The sequence below is a fragment of the Pseudobutyrivibrio sp. C4 genome, assembly GCF_900111635.1.
In the GTDB taxonomy this organism is placed as follows: Bacteria; Bacillota; Clostridia; order Lachnospirales; family Lachnospiraceae; genus Pseudobutyrivibrio; species Pseudobutyrivibrio ruminis.
Genome location: NZ_FOHF01000002.1, coordinates 130,523 through 152,030 on the forward strand (window position 1 = coordinate 130,523; position 21,508 = coordinate 152,030).

The following is a 21,508-nucleotide window of genomic DNA, read 5'->3' on the forward strand; positions in this document are numbered from 1 at the left end:
ATGCTGAAAATCGATAATATTTCTAAAACCTTCAACCCTGGTACAGTTAATGAAAAAGCTGCGCTAACAAATCTTTCTTTAGAGTTAAAGAATGGAGATTTTGCCACAATCGTTGGTTCAAACGGAGCTGGAAAATCTACAATGTTTAATGCAATTGCAGGCACATTTATTGTTGATGAAGGCAATATCTATTTGGATGATGAGGATATCACCTTCAAAAAAGAATATATGCGAAGCAGAGTCATTGGACATCTTTTCCAGGACCCATTAAAAGGCACAGCCCCTAATATGACCATAGAAGAAAATATGGCTTTAGCATATCTTCGCGCATCTCATTCTTCTGGAAAACTCTTTTCACGAATCAGTGCAAAGGATAAATCTCGATTTAGAGAACAATTATCCTTGCTTGGAATGGGACTAGAGGATAGAATGAAACAGCCGGTTGGTTTGCTTTCAGGTGGACAAAGACAAGCTCTTACACTTTTAATGGCTACATTTGTTACTCCAAAGCTTTTACTTTTAGATGAGCATACAGCGGCTCTTGACCCAGCCACAGCAGAAAAGGTTTTGGACCTTACAAAATCAATTGTTAAAGAGCAGGGCATTACTTGCCTTATGGTTACACACAATATGCATCAGGCATTGGAAGTTGGCAATCGTACACTTATGATGAATGCTGGTCACATTGTGTTTGATACAGAAGGAGAAGAGAGAGCCAAGCTTACGGTTGCAGATTTGTTAGAGAAGTTTAAAACCGGCGCTGGGGAAGAATTAGACAATGATAGGGTTTTACTTTCATAACTTTTATGCAAGTTACCACTTTAAATCGTTAAAGTGTTCTAGTATTATATAAGCTATATAAAATTTAGGAAGAGGAAATAATAATGAAAAAGGTAGTTAAATTTGGCGGAAGTTCACTAGCTGATGCAGGTCAGTTTAAGAAAGTTGGGGACATCATCCGTGCAGACGAAAACAGAGTATTCGTAGTTCCATCTGCACCAGGCAAGAGAAACAGCAAGGACACAAAGGTTACAGACATGCTTATTGCCACATACGAGGCAGCAAAGGCAGGCAAGGATGTTACTGAGAATCTTGCAGCTATAAAGGCTAGATACGATGAGATTATTACAGGTCTTGATTTAAAAGGCTTTTCTCTTGATGAAGATTTTAAGAAGATTGCCGCCGATATTAAAGAGGACCTTTCATTAGATTATTTAGCAAGCCGTGGAGAGTTCCTTAACGGTAAGATCATGGCAGAGTATTTGGGCTATGATTTCATCGATGCAAAGGATGTGATTTTCTTTAACGAAGAAGGACAGCTCAACGCATATAAAACAGAAAAGACAATGTCAAAGGCACTTGAGGAGCATCCACATGCTGTTATTCCAGGATTCTATGGATGTGGCAAGGATGGCAAGGTAAAGACATTCTCACGTGGTGGTTCCGATGTTACAGGTTCAATCGTAGCTGGCGCAGCAAAGGTAGATGTATACGAGAACTGGACAGATGTATCAGGCTTCTTGATTTGTGATCCACGTATTGTAAAGAATCCTGTTGCTATGCAGACAATCACATACAGAGAGCTTCGCGAGCTTTCATATATGGGCGCTTCAGTTCTTCACGAAGATGCAATTTTCCCTGTTCGTTCAGCTGGTATTCCAATCAACATCAAGAATACTAACAAGCCAGATGATGAAGGTACATGGATTGTTGAAAGCACAGGCCAGCGCAATGAATACGTTATTACAGGTATTGCTGGAAAGAAGGGCTTCTGTACAGTCCTTATTACAAAGTCTCTTATGAACTCTGAGGTAGGTTTCTGTAGAAAGGCACTTCAGGCATTTGAGGATAATGGAATCTGTATCGAGCACATGCCATCAGGTATTGATACGATGACTGTTGTTGTTCATGAGGATGAGTTCATTAACAAGGAACAGGCTGTAGTTTCAGCTATTCACAGAAACTGCTCACCAGATTCTATCGAAATCGAATCAGACCTTGCACTTATCGCAGTTGTAGGTCGTGGTATGAAAAACACTCGTGGTACTGCTGGTAGAATCTTTGCTGCACTTAGCCATGCTCATGTAAATGTTCGCATGATTGATCAGGGTTCTTCAGAGCTTAATATCATAATTGGTGTAGAAAATGCTGATTTTGAAGCAGCAGTAAAAGCTATCTATGATATTTTTGTAACTACCAAGCTATAATCTGACATATTTTACAAATTCTTATTAATATCAAAAAACTCTATTTTCATTATTGACTAAACAATTAAATTGTCTTATATTCTTGTTATTGGGGATGGAAAAAATCCCCAATAATCAAGATGCGCAACCAATTGCGCAACAACTTAATAATGTTTCAATTTTGGAGCTTTAGTTATTAGGCCGACTAAGGATTCAAAGCATGTAATGGAAAGGGAGGTTCTATTCATGAAAAGAATGGGGAAGGTGACAAAACGAATTGTCACAGTCTGCATTGCTTTTGCTATGTTACTAGGATTACCTGGTGCAAATCTAGCAATGCTATCAGAAAATGGCCTAAACACAGTTCAGGCCGCATCAAAGGTCAGCAGAGAGTCGGTTCACGACGGAGCTATTCTTCACGCATTTTGTTGGAATTTTAATACTATCAAGGAGAATATGGCAGATATTGCAGCTGCAGGATATACAGCTGTGCAGACATCGCCTATTAACGATTGCCTGTCTACAGAGCCAGGTCTTACTTTGTATAGTGATACGGGTAAATGGTATTACCATTATCAGCCAACTGACTGGGTTATTGGAAACTATCAGCTTGGCACAAGAGATGAGTTTAAGGCTATGTGCGAAACAGCAGATGAATATGGAATCGCTGTTATTGTAGATATTGATCCTAATCATACTACACCATTATTCTCAGAAATCAGCCAGGATTTCCTTGATGCTGTAGACGCAAGCTACGATGATGTGACTAATCTTTATCACATCAATGGCTCGGATGTATCAAGAAACATTGATTACAGTGATAGAGTGTCGGTTGTTTATGACCCAATGGGAGGCTTGCCAGATGTTGATACAGAAAGTGATGCTTTCCAGGCATATTTCTATCAGTTCTTAGCAGATTGTATTGATTGCGGTGCTGATGGATTCAGAATTGATACTGCAAAGCATATTGCACTTCCAGATGATGGAGTTCCAGCAGCTTATGCGGGTCAGGAAGATAGAAATGATTTCTATCCAAATATGAAATCATATATAGATGATTTAGATAATGTAGATTATGATGATTTGTTTGTATATGGAGAAGTTCTTCAGGGCGATACAGACAGACTTGCAGCATATCAGGATATGCTTGGTGGAACTACAGCAAGCAATTACGGTGCGAAAATCAGAAGTGCTGTTTCATCAGGTTCGCTTTCTGCAAGCAAGCTTGAAAGCTATGGCATTAGCGATGATACAACTACAGGAACAACCTATACAGCTGATTCCGACAAGCTTGTTACCTGGGTTGAATCGCACGACAACTACATAAATGACAAGTCATACAACACAGTTGATGACACAGAGGTAATCCTTGGTTGGGCTATAATTGCTTCAAGAGAAGCTGGAACACCACTGTTTTTCAGTAGACCAAATAATAGCTCTGCTGAAAATCCATGGGGAGATAATGTGTTAGGTGCAGCAGGTTCAGATTTATATAAAGATCCTCAGGTTGTTGCAGTGAATAAGTTTAGAACTGCCATGACAGGTGAGGATGAATACCTTAGAAATCCAAACGGAAATAATTCTGTTCTTATGGTTGAGAGAGGTACAAAGGGAGCAGTTATAATCAATGGCTCTGATGAAGCATTTGATTTAGAGTCAGAGACAAATCTTGCAGATGGCACTTACGTCAATTCTGTAGAAGGTGAAGATGGTATCTTTACAGTTCAGGATGGCGTGATTTCTGGAAAAATAGCAGCTAAGTCAGTTGTTGTTCTTGATGAAGCAACTGATGGGGAGTATTCCACGCTGTTCTTCTTTAACTCAAAACAGTGGTCTACTGTTAGCGCCATTGTTGATGGTAATACTTATGATTGTGATAGCACTGGTGATGGTTGGTGGAAAGTTACCATTCCATCAGAAGAATTCGAAGTAGTATTTACAGATGGAACAAGCAAATCAGATAAGTTCTCGATTACAAGTACTTCAGGAAAGTATTTGACTGGAGAAAACAGCACTTGCTACATGACAAAGGCTGAGGCAGAAAAGGCAATTGGCGTTGTAACCACATCAGTGTATTTCTATAACACTGAGGAATGGTCAACAGTTAAAGCCTATGCTTGGCTGGATGGTGGTACACAGATTTTTGGAGGATGGCCAGGAGCTACAGCTAAAAATGAGGGAGACTATTGGTGGAGAGCTGATGTCAAGCTTATGAGCGACGATGATTTCTCTATCATATTTAATAACGGCTCTGGCGCACAGACTGTAGATATAAAGATTTCCGATAAGACAAAGACATATATCGCTTTAGATGGTGGTAGCAGTAATGGAAATCTTACAGTAGGTCTTTATAGCTCAAAGGATGAAGCTATGGATGCTACTGGAATTTATCCGGATAAGACCACTGTTTACTTCTACAACACAAAAGGCTGGGAGACAGTTGGAGTTTATACATGGGGTGCTGTAAGCCTTGGGGATTGGCCAGGCAAAGAGGCAACCTATGATGGCGATGATTGGTGGAAGATGACCATCAACGCTGCACCAGGTGATGACTTCAATATCATTTTCAATGACATGGGAAATGGTGGTCAGACTGGTGATTTAAAGGTTACAAGTATTAAAAATGTTTACTTCTGGGGCAGCAATGCTTACAGCTCTAAGAAAGAGGCTGAGGCGGCTGCAAAGGCAGCATCAGAGCGAGAGGCAGAAGAGGTTGAAGAAAAGGACGGATACACCCTAGTATATTTCTACGATGAAAATCAGTGGGATAATGTATACGTATATGCTTGGGGCGGAAATTACAACAATTGCATTGGAACGTGGCCAGGTACCCAGATGACATTTATTGGAGATAATTGGTACGCAGCAAATGTATTAACAGAAGCTATTGAGAATACTGATTTACACTTAATCTTCAATAATGGAAATGGAACACAGCTAGCTGACAATGTAATGACAGACAAGACAAAGCTTTACTTTGTATCTAGAAGCACTGATGCATTTTCTTCTAAAGAAGAGGTTATGGAGCTAGTTGGAAAGACCACAGAAGAAGATGATGACGATGATGATGTTACATATAAAGATGTAGAGGAAGAGACAGAAGTTGCTGATGGTATGGTTCGTGTGTACTATCAGCTTAGCGCAGACTGGGACAGTGATGTATACATGTATGCATGGCTGAAACAGGCTGATGGAAATAGTGCAGGCTTACCTTTAGGAGATTGGCCAGGAACCAAGATGACTCACATTGGAAAAGGTTGGCACTATGTAGATATTCCAGAGGAATACTGGAATATGCGCGGGGAGAGCGAAGAGTTGTCTGAAGATGAAGAAGATGTAGAAGAGGAAGAACCAACAGAGGTAGATGAAGACAACGAAGATATTGAAGAAGAGTTGCCAGAAGAGAGTAGTGATGAAGAATTTGATGAAGAAGTAGATAAGGATGCTGATGCTCAAGAGGAAGAAGCAGAAGATGAGGATGCTGATACTCAAGAGGATGAAGCAGAAGATGAGGGGTTAACTATAGCAAGTAATAATGTGTATGTAGTAGGTGCTACAGGTTACACATTAAAGCTAATTATTAACGATAATGGAATTCATCAGCAGATTGAGGACGCGGAGACTGTAGTAACAACTAGTCGTCCATCAGATGAAGAGCTTGGAAAGACAACAGAGTCCACAGATGACAATAAGGAAGAGAATAACACTTCTAATAATGAGAGCTCTACAAGCACAGGCCAGACAAGTTCATCATCAAGCTCAAGTCAGGCAAGCACAAGTACAACAAGTAGCGCAACTTCATCAACAAGCACAAGTACATCAAGCTCATCAACAAGTGTAAGTGCTTCTACAAGCACAGATGAAACAGCTGCTACAGATGCTACAACGACTACAGACAATACAGCTACAGCAGACACTGAGTCTGAAACTTCTAATGAGAAGACTACAGTTACAAAGACTGCATCAAATGCTACTAAGGAATCAACAAAGGATACAACCTCAGATGATTCTAATACTACAGCTTCAACTGCAACTACAGAGGAAGCTGATAGCAACACAGATTCTCAGAGCATTCAGGATGCAGAAACACCAGCAGCAGCTACTGAAACAGAAAGCGGAAATACTGCACTTGTTATAGTACTAATAGTAGTGATGATAGCATTTGCCGGTGGTGGAGCTTTTGTGATATCTCAGGGAGGAATAGCCAGAATTTTAACTAAGAAAAAATAAATCATAATAGTGCATTAATGGGTGAATTTTTTGTTTCCTCAAAAGGCTACATATGGTATACTACCTACAGTTTAGGAAGGAAGGTACAATATGAGCCTTATAATAAAAAACGGAAGGGTTTTGAATCCACCTACAAACACAGACGAAATATTAGATATTAAGATAGACGGGAACAGTATTTCAGCTATTGAGGCTGAAATTGTTCCCGTTTTTTCTGATACGGTAATCGATGCCAAGGGCTGCTATGTGTTCCCGGGGCTTATCGATATGCACGTTCATTTCAGAGATCCAGGGCAGACTGCCAAGGAAGACATTGAGACCGGTTCAAAGGCTGCTGCAAGAGGCGGTGTTACTACTGTTCTTGCCATGCCAAATACAAAGCCGGTGGTTGATAATCCAGAGCTTGTAAACTATGTCCATGATAAGGGCAAGTCAGTTGGCCTATGCAGAGTGCTTCAGGTTGGCTCGGTTACAAAGGGAATGGAAGGCAAGGAGCTTTCTGATTTAGAAGGCATGATAAATGCCGGCATCCCAGCTATTTCTGAGGATGGCAAATCGGTAATGGATTCCGGTTTGTACCGAGAAGCTATGAAAATCGTAGCGAAGAAAAATGTTCCAGTTCTCGCTCACTGTGAGGATATTAATCTTGTTCAGGGCGGCGTTATGAACATGGGAACAAAATCTGATTCTATGGGAGAAAAGGGAATCAGCAACGCAGTAGAAAACATCATTGAAGCCCGTGACATTATGCTTGCAGAAGAGACAGGGGTTACACTTCATCTTTGTCATTGCTCTACAAAGGAAAGCTATGACATTCTTAAAGAGGCAAAGGCTAGAGGAATCAAGGTATCTGGCGAAGTTTGTCCTCATCATTTTACACTTACAGAAGACGATATCGTCCCAGGCGACGGTAACTATAAAATGAATCCACCAGTTCGTACAGCTGAAGATAGAGAGGCGCTTAGACGTGGCCTTGCGGAGGGCGTATTTGAGGTAATATCTACAGACCACGCTCCACACACTGCAGAAGAAAAGGCCAAGGGCTTTGCATCACCATTTGGAATAGTTGGACTTGAAACATCGGCAAGTCTTGCTTATACAGAGCTTGTATTATCAGGTCTTATTACACCGCTTACAATGGCTGCATATATGAGTAGCAATCCAGCTAGGATCCTTGGCAGACAGGATTTGGGTGATATATCTGTTGGTAAAGCAGCAGACATCACAATCTTTGATCCAACTATCGAATATGAAATTCATGCTGCCGACTTTGTTGGCAAGTCAAAGAATATGCCTTATGAGAATCGTAAGGTACAGGGAAAAGTTGTAAAAACTATATTTGGAGGTAATGTTGTATATGATTCAGAAGCTAATTAACCAGATTCAGGAGAAGAACGCACCAATAGTTGTAGGACTCGATCCTACTATGAAGCTTATGCCAAAGTCACTTGTTGATAAGTGGATAGGCGAATGCGGCCAGACACTTGAGGCAGTAGGCGAGGCTATGTTCGACTACAACAGACAGATTATGGATGCTACTGCAGACTTGATTCCAGCAGTAAAGCCACAGATTGCCATGTATGAAAGCTATGGCATCCCAGGTATGATTGCCTACAAAAAGACAGTTGATTATGCGAAGGAACTTGGTCTTATCGTTATTGCAGATATCAAGCGTGGTGACATTGGCTCAACATCTACAGCATACGCTCTTGGACACCTTGGTTCAGTTCAGGTGGGCGAGTACAAATATCAGGGCTTTGATGCAGACATGGCTACAGTAAACCCATATCTTGGAACAGATGGCGTAAAGCCTTTCGTTGATGTTTGCAAGGAAGAGGACAAGGGAATCTTTGTACTCTGCAAGACTTCAAATCCATCATCAGGAGAATTCCAGGATAGACTTATCGACGGCAGACCACTTTACGAGCACATGGCTGAGAAAATCGAAGAGTGGGGTGCAGACACTCGCGAGGGCAACTACTCTAATGTAGGTGCGGTAGTTGGTGCAACTTATCCAGAGATGGGCGCAAAGCTCCGCAAGCTTATGCCTCACACATATATCCTTGTGCCAGGTTATGGAGCACAGGGCGGTAAGGGTGCTGACCTTGTAAACTTCTTCAATGAGGATGGCCTTGGCGCTATTGTAAACTCAAGCCGTGGCATCATCGCAGCATACCAGCAGGAGAAATATGCGAAGTATGGCGAAGAGAACTTTGCAGGAGCAAGTAGAGCAGCTGTAGAGGATATGCTCGCTGATATCCGCGGAGCACTTGGCAAATAAATACACGTTAGACGTGTTTACCACTAGCAAAGCAGGAAATAGAGAAAGCTAGTGGTAAGAAATAGAGAGATTACCACTAGCAAAGCTGAAAATAGAGAAAGCTAGTGGTAAAAAATAGAGAGATTACCACTAGCAAAGCTGAAAATGGAAAAGCTAGTGGTAAAAGAGTACAGAGATTACCACTAGCAAAGCTAAAAATGGAAAAGCTAGTGGTAAAAGAGTAGAGAGATTACCACTAGCAAAGCCGAAAATAGAAAAGCTAGTGGTAAAGAGCCGAAAGATTACCACTGGTAAATGAAGAAAAGCAATGTGCTAGTGGTAAATTAAGTTAGGAGTTTAATAAAAGATGAAAATTAAAGAGAAAGCTAAGATTGTAGAGAATAAGAACTTAGCTGAGGGAGTGTACAGTATAGTTCTGTCTACAAAGGTTGCAGAATATGCCGTCCCAGGTCAGTTTATAAACATTTTCTCAAATGATAAAAGCAAGCTGTTACCTCGTCCTATCAGCATCTGCGAAATCAATGAGTTAAAAAATACTCTTCGAGTGGTATTTCGAGTTGTAGGCGAAGGAACAACAGAGTTTTCTGAGCTTCAAGCTGGCGACACTGTAGAAATCCTTGGTCCTCTTGGAAATGGTTTTCCACTTGAGGGAGAAAAGGCTATTGTAGTTGGTGGTGGAATTGGTGTGCCTCCAATGCTAGAGCTTGCAAAGCAGTTGAAGGGCTCTGTTACAGCAGTAATGGGATATCGCAACGATGATTTATTCCTTGCTGATGAATTTATTGATGCAGCAGCTGATGTAATTATCGCTACAGATGATGGCTCAGTTGGAGTGCATGGTACTGTTGTGGATGCTATGAAGGAAAATGATTTGACTGCAGATGTTATCTATGCTTGTGGTCCAAAGCCTATGCTTAGAGGCGTTGCACAGTATGCCCTTGAAAAAGGCATCAAATGCTATGTTTCAATGGAAGAGAGAATGGCATGTGGTGTTGGTGCATGCTTGGGATGCGTATGCCAGTCTAAAGAAGTAGATGATCACAGCCACGTTAAAAATAAAAGAGTCTGCAAAGACGGTCCAGTTTTCTTATCTACGGAGGTGGAATTGTAATGAATACAAAGGTTACTATCGCAGGAGTAGAATTTCAGAATCCTATTATGGAAGCTTCAGGAACCTTTGGTTCAGGCATGGAGTATTCAGAATTTGTAGACTTAAATAAGCTTGGTGCTGTTGTTACAAAAGGCGTTGCAAATGTGCCTTGGCCAGGTAATCCAACACCAAGAATTGCCGAGGTAAAATCGGGCATGCTTAACGCCATCGGCCTGCAGAATCCAGGGGTTGAGGTGTTCTGTGAAAGAGATTTAAAATTCCTTGAACAGTACAAAGATACAAAGGTAGTGGTTAATGTTTGCGGTCATTCAGCCGAAGAATATATTGAAGTGGTAGATAGATTGGCAGATGAAAAGCGAGTTGATATGCTAGAAATCAACATCTCTTGTCCTAACGTTAAAGAGGGCGGAATCGCTTTTGGTCAGGATCCTAAGGCAGTAGAAGAAATCACAAGACTTGTGAAATCTCATGCAAAGCAGCCAATCGTCATGAAGCTTTCTCCAAACGTTACAGACATCAAGGTTATGGCAAAAGCTGCGGAAGCTGGGGGAGCGGATGCCATTTCCCTTATTAATACTCTTACAGGGATGAAAATCGATGTTGAACGTCAAAGCTTTGTACTGGCAAACAAAACCGGTGGTATGTCAGGTCCTGCTGTTCATCCTATAGCTGTTCGTATGGTCTATGAGTGTGCTTCTACAGTTTCAATTCCAATTATAGGAATGGGTGGAATTTCAACATGGGAAGATGCAATTGAAATGATGCTTGCGGGGGCAACTGCCGTTTCAATTGGTACAGCTAATTTCTACAATCCTACAGCAACACTGGATATACTTAACGGAATGAAGGAATATATGGAGAGGAAGGGTATTGAGGATATCAACGATATAATAGGCATAGTGAAATAAGGTTTTGCTACACATAATAATTGAATGGTTACATTGTTCACGGAAATTTCTCACAATATACTCAGATTTTTCCGTGACACTTTCAAATTCATTTGCTAAACTTTATTTACGTCCACAATTTGAAAGGAGGGGAGCTGATGAAGTTCAAGAAGATAGGTGAGGACAAGATTAGATGTGTCATCACAAAAGAAGAAATGGAACAGAACGGCATGGAGCTTGGTGATTTCGTCAGTGACCAGGAAAAGACCCAGAGCTTTATTAGGGATATTCTTGCTGAAGCCTGTGAGACCCTCGGAATTGAGACTCATGCAAAGGCGTACAGCGTTCAAATGACAGTGATGCCACAGGGTGATGTTGCATTACTTATATCTCCAGATTCAAGCACAGGACTGGCTACAGCAATTGAAGAATTAAAAAAGCATCTCACAGGTTTACAGGAGACGCTTTCAACTACGAAAACACCTCAGAGTGCTGCAATTTCAGCTAGTACATCTGATGTTCCAGTACAGCCTGCAAAGGCTATTACAGACGAAAGTGATGAGGTGACAGATCAGTATCTGGACACTCCACTTTGGGCAATACTTGATGATTTAGATTCAGCAATTTTACTTTGCAAGCATCTTCCAAAGTACGACGGAATGAAGAGTACTTTGTACCGTTACGGAGATGACTACTACATCAAGCTGAATTTTGAGCTTACACGCAGACAGATTTCAGCTGTGATTTTAGTAATAGCAGAGTTTGCAAATCAGATGTTTACAGAAAGCTTTGATGGGGCATTTCTATTAGAGCACGGCGATTTGATTTGCGAAGATTGTGCAAATGTTTTATCACAAATTTAATACAAAAATACCAATAGTCAGGAGATTATCTCCTGACTATTTTTTATTGAAAAATAAAAGTTTAGTTAACAGCATAACCAGTTGATAAATCGCCATTTATCGATAAACTATTAGAAGGAGTTTATTGATATTGTATTACGTATAAGGGAGTTTTATGAACAGACACGCATTATTACACATACCAGAATCAAGATATTGTTTTCCATTATCGACGGATGAAATAGTTCTTAGACTTAGAACTGCCAGAGAAGATGCAGAAAGTGGACTTAAGGTAAGCTTAATCTATGGTGTGAAATACGATTATAAAGAAGAGAGATACACTGTGGATGTTCCGCTTAAATATAAAGATGAGCTATTCGCTTATTATGAAATCCAGCTGAAAATAAACGACGTTCGATTTGTTTATATTTTCCAGCTGGAGAAGAATAACAAAGTATATTATTACAGCGAAGATGGTCTTACTGAAAGCTATAATTACGACGATTGTTATTATAATTTCTTCCAGTTGCCTTATATCAATGAAAATGATGTAATGCCACTTGTAGAATGGATGCCAGGTTCTGTTTTCTATCAGATTTTTGTTGATAGATTCTGCGTTGGGGATGAAAACAAGGATATGTCCTATATCGACATGAGATGGGGAGATAAACCTACCCCTAAAAGCCATGCTGGAGGAGATTTGCGAGGCATTATTAAGCGCCTTGATTATCTTAAGGATTTGGGCATTTCAGGAATATATTTAACGCCTATATTTTTATCGGAATCAAATCACAAGTACGATATTATTGACTATAAAACTATAGATCCACAGTTTGGCTCAACCGAAGATTTGCTTGAACTGGTAAAGGAAGCTCATGCCAGAGGTATTAGACTTGTGCTGGATGCAGTTTTTAATCATTGCAGCACAAAGATGGAGCAGTTTCAGGATGTAGTAAAAAATGGACGTAAATCAAAGTATCACGATTGGTTCATTATTGATGGAGATAAGGCAGACGTAGAAAATCGTAATTACGAATGCTTTGCATATTCAAAGTCCATGCCAAAACTTAACACAGCGAATCCTGATGTGCAAAAATATTTGCTGGATATTGCTACCTATTGGATAGATGTTGCAGACATTGATGGATGGCGCCTTGATGTGGCTGATGAAGTGTCACATGATTTCTGGAGAATGTTCAGAAAGGCTGTAAAAGCGAAAAAGAGTGATGCCGTAATCATCGGAGAAAACTGGCATGATGCATACCCAGCTTTGCAAGGTGACCAGCAGGATAGCATTATGAATTATGCATATACGAAGATATGTCTTGATTATTTTGCAAAAGGAATATGCGATGAGGCAAAAACTGTCCAGCATCTAAATGGAATTTTGATGCGTAACATGAAGCAGGTAAACTATATGATGCTGAATTTGCTTGATTCTCATGATACAGAGCGCTTCTTTACTGCTATAGGCAAAGATAAAAAGAAGCTGGAAACAGCAATAGCAATGACAATGTTTATGCCGGGCACGCCTTGTTTGTACTATGGAACAGAACAGGCTATGGAGGGGAATCATGACCCTGATTGCAGACGCTGTTTTAATTGGAACAAAGAAGAGTGGGATTTGGACTTCTTAGAGAAGGTAAAGAGCTTAATAGTTTTAAAAAAGAATCCAATACTACAGTTAGGAGATACTTCTATTGTAGAGGATGATAATGCTATTAATATCATTAGAAGCTACGAAGGAAAAACAATGACCATTAAAATTACAAGTCCTACCGTATATACGATATGTTAAAAAATCCTAGGTGCTAATTTGCACCTAGGATTTCTTTTGCATTTTTTATTCTTTCTGGGGTTGGTGATTCTACGCCTTCAAGGCGATATGGTATGCCTAGCTCAGCATACTTTGGAACTCCCAGACTGTGGTATGGAAGAACTTCCACACGCTCTACAGTTTTTAGTGTATCAATGAATTCACGTGTACGATGGAGCAGTTCATCATTATCACTTCCACCAGGAACAAGCACATGTCTAATCCAAATTTTTACACCCATATCAGAGATTTCTTTTGCCATCTGAAGGATATTGTCATTAGGCACACCTGTGAGCTTCTTATGCTCCTCTGGATCGATGTTTTTGATATCAAGCATAACAGTGTCGGTAACGCTCATTAATTCCTTCCATTTGCTGTAAAATGGCTCTTCATGAGTGAATGGCTGGCCGGCAGTATCAAGGCAAGTGGTGATACCTTTAGCTTTGGCTTTCTTAAATAAATCCAACACAAAATCAATCTGAAGAAGTGGCTCGCCACCGCTGACAGTGATTCCGCCATCTTTCTTCCAGTAAGGCTTGTAGCGAAGAGCTTTCTCAAGGACCTGATCGGCAGTATACTGCTCACCCTGATGCTCAGCCCATGTCTCTGGGTTGTGGCAAAAAGCGCAGCGCATCTTGCATCCATTTAAGAATATTATATAACGAACTCCAGGGCCATCAACGGCCCCGAAGCTCTCAAATTTATTTATATAACCAAGTATTTCACGCATTATAATGCCTCGTGGCAAGTACGTGCAATAACGTCCATCTGCTGTTCCTTTGTAAGGTCGATGAACTTAACAGCGTATCCAGATACACGGATTGTGAAGTTAGCGTACTCTGGCTTCTCTGGATGCTCCATAGCATCGATAAGCTTTTCTTTACCGAATACGTTAACGTTGAGGTGATGAGCACCCTGATCAAAGTATCCGTCAAGTACGTTAACAAGGTTGTTAACACGCTCTTCCTCTGAGTGTCCAAGGGCACCTGGGTTGATTGTCTGTGTATTAGAGATTCCGTCAAGTGCTTCTTCATATGGAAGCTTAGCTACTGAGTTAAGTGAAGCAACAAGACCGTTCTTCTCTGCACCGTATGCTGGGTTAGCACCTGGTGAAAGTGGCTCGCCTGCTGGTCTTCCGTCTGGAAGAGCACCTGTTGCCTTACCGTATACAACGTTTGATGTAATTGTAAGGATAGATGTTGTAGGCTCTGAATCTCTGTATGTGTGGATATGACGAAGCTTTGTCATGAATGTTCTAAGAAGCCATACAGCAATCTCATCAGCTCTGTCATCATCGTTACCATAACGTGGGAAGTCTCCCTCGATTTCGAAATCCTTTGTGATTCCGTCCTCATCACGGATAGCCTTAACCTTTGCATACTTGATAGCTGAAAGTGAATCTACACAGTGTGAGAATCCAGCGATACCTGTAGCAAATGAACGACGTACGTGTGTATCAATAAGTGCCATCTGGCAAACTTCATAGTAATACTTATCATGCATGTAGTGAATCATGTTGAGGGCTCCAACATACATGTGAGCTAACCAATCCATCATCTGATCAAACTTGTGCATAACCTCATCGTAATCAAGGTACTCAGATGTGATAGGTGTGTACTCAGGACCAACCTGATCATGTGACTTCTCATCAACACCACCGTTGATAGCGTAAAGAAGACACTTAGCAAGGTTTGCACGAGCACCGAAGAACTGAAGCTCCTTACCTGTTTCTGTAGCAGATACACAGCAGCAGATTGAGTAATCATCGCCCCATGTAACTCTCATAACATCATCGTTCTCGTACTGGATAGAAGATGTGTTTACAGAAATCTTTGCAGCGTACTTCTTGAAGCTTTCTGGAAGACGGCTAGAGTACATAACTGTAAGGTTTGGCTCTGGTGAAGGACCCATGTTTTCAAGTGTGTGAAGGAATCTGTAGCAAGTCTTTGTAACCTGGTGACGTCCATCAAGACCAATACCACCAACTTCAAGTGTAGCCCATACTGGGTCACCTGAGAATAACTGGTTGTAAGACTCGATACGAGCGAACTTAACCATACGGCACTTCATTGTGAAGTGATCGATGATTTCCTGTGCCTCAGACTCTGTGATAACACCGTTTGCAAGGTCACGTGTCATGTAGATATCAAGGAATGTAGAAACACGTCCTACTGACATAGCAGCACCGTTCTGAGTCTTGATAGCTGCAAGGTAACCGAAGTATAACCACTGAGCAGCTTCCTTAGCGTTTGCAGCTGGCTTAGAAATATCAAAGCCGTAAGAAGCAGCCATTTCCTTCATGCCCTTAAGAGCGTTAATCTGGTCTGTGATTTCCTCGCGAAGCTGGAAGTCATAACGTCTCATACCCTGACGATTTGTGTTAGCGAAGTCAATCTGCTTCTTTTCGATAAGGTAATCGATACCGTAAAGAGCAACTCTTCTGTAATCGCCTACGATACGACCACGGCCGTATGTATCAGGAAGACCTGTAAGAATTTTATTGTGACGAGCTTCCATAATCTCTGGTGTGTAGATATCGAAAACTCCCTGATTGTGTGTTTTGTGATAAACAGTAAAGATTTCGTGAAGCTTCTCGCTTGGCTCATAACCGTACATTCTGCAAGACTGCTCAGCCATTTTAATACCACCGTATGGCATGAAAGCTCTCTTAAGAGGCTTGTCTGTCTGAAGACCAACGATTTGTTCAAGATCCTTTGTATCTTCTGAGATGTAACCTGGGCCATAAGAAGTAAGAGATGAAACAATTTCTGTTTCCATGTCTAAAACGCCGCCCTTAGCACGCTCAGCTGCCTGAAGTTCCTGAAGCTTACCCCAAAGTGTGTTAGTAGCATCTGTAGGACCTGCTAAGAAAGACTCATCTCCATCATAAGGAGTGTAGTTGTTCTGGATGAAGTCACGTACGTCAACGTTATCTTTCCAAACGCGACCGACGAAACCATTCCATTGTGCGAAATCATGATTTGCCATTGATTTGTTTCCCTTTCTGTTTATAAAAATATAAAAATTTATAGTTCTGTTTGCAAGCTAGGTGGAAGCCTTACAAACGCCGGCTAGTGGGGTTATATTAGCCATAATTTGGACAGTTAGTTGCGTCTAACAATCTAGCCTCTAATAATATACCATAGGAGTGACAAAAAATTCACAATGTATTAAAATAAAAACATTTTTGAGTGTATTTCTGCAAAAACAAATTGCGTGTGATTTATTATTTATGGCTTTTGTATAGTAGAGATTTTTTTGGTACAATGAATTCACATTAATTTACAAAGTTTGGAGATAAATTTGGCTACAAATAATACAAGTACAAAAAACAAAGTAAAAGGGCCTAGTCAGACTGCTCCTGCAGGATACAAAGGCAAGAATCAGGCATTCCTTGATGCGGAATATCTTAGCGCGAGATATAAAAAGAGTTCCATCGAGGATGTTATTTCTGTGGGCGTAATTATTACAAACCCAGCCCATGAGGAGCTTGATAGATTCTACTCAACAGTTCAGCTAAGACCTGGCCATAAATTACCGCCGCTTATTACTGAGCTCACTGGTCTTACCAATGAAGATTTAGAGGACGCTCCAGCTTACGAGGATGTTATGACTGAGCTTATCACTCGCATTCGTAAGTTTCAGGTTGGAAAAATCTGCGTTTGGGGCGGAGATAAAAACAGCTTTCAAAGAGACTATGAATCTAGAAATCTGGAAAAGCCACTTAAGCGAAGCGTTGCAAAGTTTATTAGCACTTTTGACAATATTCAAAAAGAAGTCAGCTTGGATGTTACTGGAGGCTTAGATGCAAATCTTTCCCTTGCAGATATGAAAACAATCTGTGGCCTTGGCGGTCATGTGGAGCATAACGCTCTTGCAGATGCTGAAGACATGCTTAACTGCATCAGAATCATCGAACAGGATCAGATGAAGTACGATGGGGTACGAGCAGCTGAATATAAAAAGTTCAGAGGCGAATATGTTAAAAATAGAAGCTTTGGTGATGTGGAAGAGGATGATGAACTAATCATCGATTCTAAGATAGGTACTGATTTCTTGGAAGAATTAAAGCGTAAAGGCTTCCACGAGAATCCAAAGACAAAAGCTTTTATGGATGATTTAGGATTCTTACTCGGTCAGGGAAATGTATATATGGGTACTTTCTCTGAGATGATGGAAGAAAAGTCTAAGGAGATATAAAATGGGAAAACAAAAGTGGAAAGCAGGTAATATGATTTATCCACTTCCAGCTGTAATGATTACATGCCGAGATAAGGAAGGAAATGATAATGTGTTTACTGTTGCATGGACAGGAACAGTATGTACCAATCCGCCTATGGCATACATTTCAGTTAGGCCTAGCAGATACTCATACAATATGATAAAAGAGACAGGTGAATTTGTAATCAACTTGACTACAGAGGAGCTTGCTTTCGCTACAGATTTCTGTGGTGTTAAAAGCGGTAGGGATGTAGATAAGTTCGAAGCTTGCGGCCTTCACAAGGAAATGGCTGATGAAGTCAATGTTCCTATGCTAGTTGAATCGCCAGTCAACATCGAGTGCAGGGTGAGAGAAGCACATGAATATGGTAGCCATACTATGTTCGTTGCAGATGTTCTTGCTGTGCATGCAGATGAGAAGTATATGAATGAAACAGGAAAGTTTCAATTGGAAGAATCAGAGCCATTGGCATATTGCCATGGCACTTATTTTGGCCTTACAAAACCAAAGGGTACCTTTGGTTACTCTATAAAAAAGAAAGAAGGAAAGAAAAAATGAACAAGACAGTAAGAGGACTATTTGAATTTATAGAGGAGAGCCCATCTCAGTTTCACGTTGTGGCAAACGAGAGACAGAGATTTTTAGATGCTGGTTTCGTAGAGTTAAACGAAGCTAAAGAGTGGAAAATCGAGCTTGGTAAGAACTATTTCGTTACAAGAAACGGTTCATCAATTCTTGCATTCAGAATGCCTAAGGATTCACTTAAGAGCTTCATGATTATGGCTTCACACAGCGATTCACCAACATTCAGAATCAAAGAACAGCCAGAAATGAAAGAGGGCCACTATGTAAAGCTTAACACAGAAAAGTACGGCGGAATGCTTATGGCTCCTTGGTTTGACAGACCACTTTCAATCGCTGGTCGTGTAATTGTCAGAAGCAAAAATGGTATCGAGACAAAGCTTATAGATTTCGACAGAGATCTTTGCATGCTTCCTTCACTTGCAATCCACATGAACAGAGAAGCAAACGATGGTTACAAATACAATCCACAGAAGGATTTACTTCCACTTGTATCTATGGATGAAAACTTTAATCTTAAGAAGCTTGTTGCAGCAGAGCTTTCAGTTAAGGAAGAGGAAATCGTAGGTTCTGATTTATTCCTCTACAACAGAGAGCCAGGTAAAGTTTGGGGTGCAGACGAAGAATTTATTTCTATCAGAAGACTTGATGACCTTCAGTGCTCATACAGCTCAATGATGGGACTTCTTGGAGCTAAGAATTCAAACACAGCAGCTCAGATTCACGTAACATTTGATAATGAAGAAGTAGGAAGTGGTACAAAGCAGGGTGCTGATTCTACATTCTTATATGATACTTTGGTTCGCATTAACGAAGCTATGGGTGGCAATAACTCAAGCCTTCTCACAGCAATTGCAAATTCATTTATGGTTTCTGCAGACAATGCTCATGCGCTACATCCAAACTATGCAGAAAAGAGCGACCCAACAAACAAGGTTTATATGAATGAAGGCGTTGTAATCAAGTTCAATGCAAATCAGAAATACATGACAGATGGTTTGGCATTTGGAATTTTCACAGAAATGTGCAACAAGGCAAAGGTTCCATATCAGACATTTGTAAACCGTTCGGATGTAGCTGGTGGTTCTACACTTGGTAACATTTCAAACGCTCATGTTTCAATCAATGGTGTTGATATCGGATTAGCTCAGCTTGCTATGCATTCTCCATATGAGACAGCAGGTGTGAAAGATACCGAATATTTGCTTAAAATTGCTACGAAATTTTACGAAACTGTCATTGAAAATGTTTCGGGCTCAGATTATAATTTTGATTAATTTTGAAGGCTTTGACACACTTATATTGACACTTGGGGGAAAATGAGATGAAATTCAGACCATGCATTGACATTCACAACGGTAAGGTAAAGCAAATTGTTGGTTCAACTATTTCAGATTTGGGGAAAGCAGATGGTCAGCCGAAGGAGAATTTTGTAGCGGACAAAGGTGCAGCTTATTTTGCGAACCTTTACAAGTCAGATGATCTTAGAGGTGGACACATTATCAATCTGAATATGAAAGGCACACCAGAGTATGAGGCTTCAAAGGAAGAAGCTATGGAAGCTCTTAGAGCATATCCTGGTGGAATGCAGTATGGTGGCGGAGTAGATGATAAAAACGCTAGAGATTTTATATCTGCTGGTGCCAGCCATGTTATTGTTACTTCTTTTGTTTTTAACGATGGAAGAGTCGATTACGATGCTTTGAAGCGCATATCAGAGGTCGTTGGAAGAGAGCATTTGGTTCTGGATTTATCTTGTACCAGAATAGATGATAAATATGTCATTGTTACAGACAGATGGCAGAAGGTTTCCAAGGAGATTATCACATACAATTTCCTTGATAGACTTGCATACTATTGCGATGAGTTTTTGATTCATGCAGCAGATGTGGAGGGAAGACAGAGCGGTATTGATAGGGATTTAGTTGGTTTTTTATCAGGTTACAAGCGTGTTCCAATTACATATGCAGGTGGAGTATCAGATTACGGAGATATAGAACTCATTAGCTATCTATCTGATAATAATATGGATTTCACTGTAGGCTCATGCCTGGATTTATTCGGCGGAGATTTATCCTACGAAAGAATAGTGAAAAGAATTGTAACTAGGTAATAAGGCAACAAAGGAAGGTACACATGTTTAAAGTAAACACAAATTTCCAAAAACTCCCAGGCAGCTATCTATTCTCTACAATCGCGAAAAAAGTAGCTGCATATCAAGAAGCTAATCCAAATGCAGATATTATCAGACTTGGTATTGGCGATGTAACACAACCAATTGCACCAGCTATGATTAACGCACTTCACAGTGCAGTTGATGAAATGGGAGACGCTAAAACCTTCCATGGTTATGCTCCAGATTTAGGATATTCATTCTTGCGTGAGGCCATTGCAAAGAATGATTATCAAAGCAGAGGCTGCGATATTTCAGCAGATGAAGTTTTTGTTTCGGATGGAGCAAAATCAGATTCTGCAGATATTCAGGAATTATTTGCAGCAGATGTTAAAATCGCTGTTTGTGATCCGGTCTATCCAGTTTACGTAGATTCAAATGTTATGGCAGGACGATGTGGCACATATGATGCTACTCTTGGTAAGTGGTCAGATCTTATCTACATGCCAACAACAGCTGAGAACAATTTCGTTCCAGAATTTCCAAAGGAGACACCAGATGTAATCTATCTATGTCTTCCAAACAACCCTACAGGAACTACTCTTACAAAGAGCCAGCTTCAGCTTTGGGTTGATTATGCAAACAAAAATAAGTGCCTCATCATTTTTGATGCAGCATACGAAGCATATATTTCAGAGGAAGATGTTCCTCATTCTATTTATGAATGTACAGGTGCAAAGACTTGCGCTATCGAGATTCATTCATTCTCAAAGAATGCTGGCTTTACTGGCGTTCGTTTGGGATACACAGTAGTGCCAAAGGATCTTGTTTATGACGGTGTATCACTTCACGGTATGTGGGCTCGCCGTCACGGTACAAAGTTCAACGGGGCACCTTACATCATCCAGAGAGCAGGAGAGGCAGTTTACTCTGCAGAAGGTCAGGCTCAGATTAAGCAGCAGGTTGGCTTCTACATGAACAATGCCAAGACAATCTACACTGGTCTTAAGGATGCTGGATATCAGGTATATGGTGGAGTTAATGCTCCTTATATTTGGTTAAAGACACCTGACAACATGACATCATGGGATTTCTTTGATTATCTTCTTGAGAATGTTCAAATCGTTGGAACACCAGGTGCTGGCTTTGGACCATCAGGTGAGGGCTACTTTAGACTTACTGCTTTTGGTTCAGCTGAAAATACAGTTAGAGCTATTGAGCGAATCAAAAACTTATAA

At 40.6% G+C, this 21,508-nt stretch carries 16 protein-coding genes; 14 read left to right on the plus strand and 2 right to left on the minus strand.

Features of this window, described 5'->3' with window-relative positions; translation table 11 throughout:
* From BMY66_RS04385 to BMY66_RS04425, 9 genes are all read left to right on the plus strand, one after another.
* Complete coding sequence (locus BMY66_RS04385) at positions 1 to 801, plus strand: ABC transporter ATP-binding protein (protein WP_044937108.1); 801 nt, start codon at positions 1 to 3, stop codon at positions 799 to 801.
* Between the two features lie 83 nt (positions 802 to 884).
* A complete protein-coding gene (locus BMY66_RS04390; RefSeq protein ID WP_033153416.1) occupies positions 885 to 2,207 on the plus strand; it encodes an aspartate kinase in 1,323 nt (440 codons plus the stop codon).
* 225 nt (positions 2,208 to 2,432) lie between these two features.
* The gene (locus tag BMY66_RS04395; RefSeq protein ID WP_177175580.1) at positions 2,433 to 6,416 is read left to right on the plus strand and encodes a starch-binding protein; all 3,984 of its coding nucleotides are present in this window, start codon (positions 2,433 to 2,435) and stop codon (positions 6,414 to 6,416) included.
* 90 nt (positions 6,417 to 6,506) lie between these two features.
* A complete protein-coding gene (locus BMY66_RS04400) occupies positions 6,507 to 7,793 on the plus strand; it encodes a dihydroorotase (protein WP_090394264.1) in 1,287 nt (428 codons plus the stop codon).
* Complete coding sequence (gene pyrF, locus BMY66_RS04405) at positions 7,774 to 8,697, plus strand: orotidine-5'-phosphate decarboxylase (RefSeq protein WP_090394265.1); 924 nt, start codon at positions 7,774 to 7,776, stop codon at positions 8,695 to 8,697. The genes BMY66_RS04400 and pyrF overlap by 20 nt, the downstream gene beginning before the upstream one ends.
* 346 nt (positions 8,698 to 9,043) lie before the next feature.
* Positions 9,044 to 9,808, plus strand: coding sequence for a dihydroorotate dehydrogenase electron transfer subunit (locus BMY66_RS04410; protein WP_090394266.1), 765 nt, complete (start codon positions 9,044 to 9,046; stop codon positions 9,806 to 9,808).
* A complete protein-coding gene (locus BMY66_RS04415) occupies positions 9,808 to 10,716 on the plus strand; it encodes a dihydroorotate dehydrogenase (RefSeq protein ID WP_090394267.1) in 909 nt (302 codons plus the stop codon). The genes BMY66_RS04410 and BMY66_RS04415 overlap by 1 nt, the downstream gene beginning before the upstream one ends.
* A gap of 137 nt (positions 10,717 to 10,853) precedes the next feature.
* The gene (locus BMY66_RS04420) at positions 10,854 to 11,558 is read left to right on the plus strand and encodes an adaptor protein MecA (RefSeq protein ID WP_044937127.1); all 705 of its coding nucleotides are present in this window, start codon (positions 10,854 to 10,856) and stop codon (positions 11,556 to 11,558) included.
* A 154-nt stretch (positions 11,559 to 11,712) separates the two neighbouring features.
* The gene (locus BMY66_RS04425; protein ID WP_090394268.1) at positions 11,713 to 13,335 is read left to right on the plus strand and encodes a glycoside hydrolase family 13 protein; all 1,623 of its coding nucleotides are present in this window, start codon (positions 11,713 to 11,715) and stop codon (positions 13,333 to 13,335) included.
* Positions 13,336 to 13,348: 13 nt separating this feature from the next.
* On the opposite strand, the gene pflA is transcribed toward BMY66_RS04425, so the two are convergent.
* Both pflA and pflB read right to left on the minus strand, forming a co-directional pair.
* Positions 13,349 to 14,083 (minus strand): pyruvate formate-lyase-activating protein, encoded by a 735-nt coding sequence (gene pflA, locus BMY66_RS04430; protein WP_090394269.1) that lies wholly within the window; start codon positions 14,081 to 14,083, stop codon positions 13,349 to 13,351.
* Positions 14,083 to 16,341, minus strand: a complete 2,259-nt coding sequence (gene pflB, locus BMY66_RS04435; protein ID WP_090394270.1) for a formate C-acetyltransferase — start codon at positions 16,339 to 16,341, stop codon at positions 14,083 to 14,085. The genes pflA and pflB overlap by 1 nt, the downstream gene beginning before the upstream one ends.
* Positions 16,342 to 16,656: 315 nt before the next feature.
* Between pflB and BMY66_RS04440 the strand changes: the two genes are divergently transcribed.
* The 5 genes from BMY66_RS04440 to BMY66_RS04460 are packed head-to-tail and all read left to right on the plus strand — an operon-like array spanning position 16,657 to position 21,508.
* Complete coding sequence (locus BMY66_RS04440) at positions 16,657 to 17,553, plus strand: exonuclease domain-containing protein (RefSeq protein ID WP_044937141.1); 897 nt, start codon at positions 16,657 to 16,659, stop codon at positions 17,551 to 17,553.
* Between the two features lies 1 nt (position 17,554).
* Positions 17,555 to 18,133 carry a flavin reductase family protein gene (locus BMY66_RS04445; RefSeq protein ID WP_044937144.1) on the plus strand — a complete coding sequence of 193 codons (579 nt, stop codon included), beginning with the start codon at positions 17,555 to 17,557 and terminating at the stop codon, positions 18,131 to 18,133.
* The gene (locus BMY66_RS04450) at positions 18,130 to 19,434 is read left to right on the plus strand and encodes a M18 family aminopeptidase (protein ID WP_090394271.1); all 1,305 of its coding nucleotides are present in this window, start codon (positions 18,130 to 18,132) and stop codon (positions 19,432 to 19,434) included. The genes BMY66_RS04445 and BMY66_RS04450 overlap by 4 nt, the downstream gene beginning before the upstream one ends.
* 47 nt (positions 19,435 to 19,481) lie before the next feature.
* A complete protein-coding gene (gene hisA, locus BMY66_RS04455; RefSeq protein ID WP_090394272.1) occupies positions 19,482 to 20,270 on the plus strand; it encodes a phosphoribosylformimino-5-aminoimidazole carboxamide ribotide isomerase in 789 nt (262 codons plus the stop codon).
* A 23-nt stretch (positions 20,271 to 20,293) separates the two neighbouring features.
* Positions 20,294 to 21,508: an LL-diaminopimelate aminotransferase gene (locus BMY66_RS04460; protein WP_090394273.1), complete on the plus strand. Its 1,215-nt coding sequence runs from the start codon at positions 20,294 to 20,296 to the stop codon at positions 21,506 to 21,508.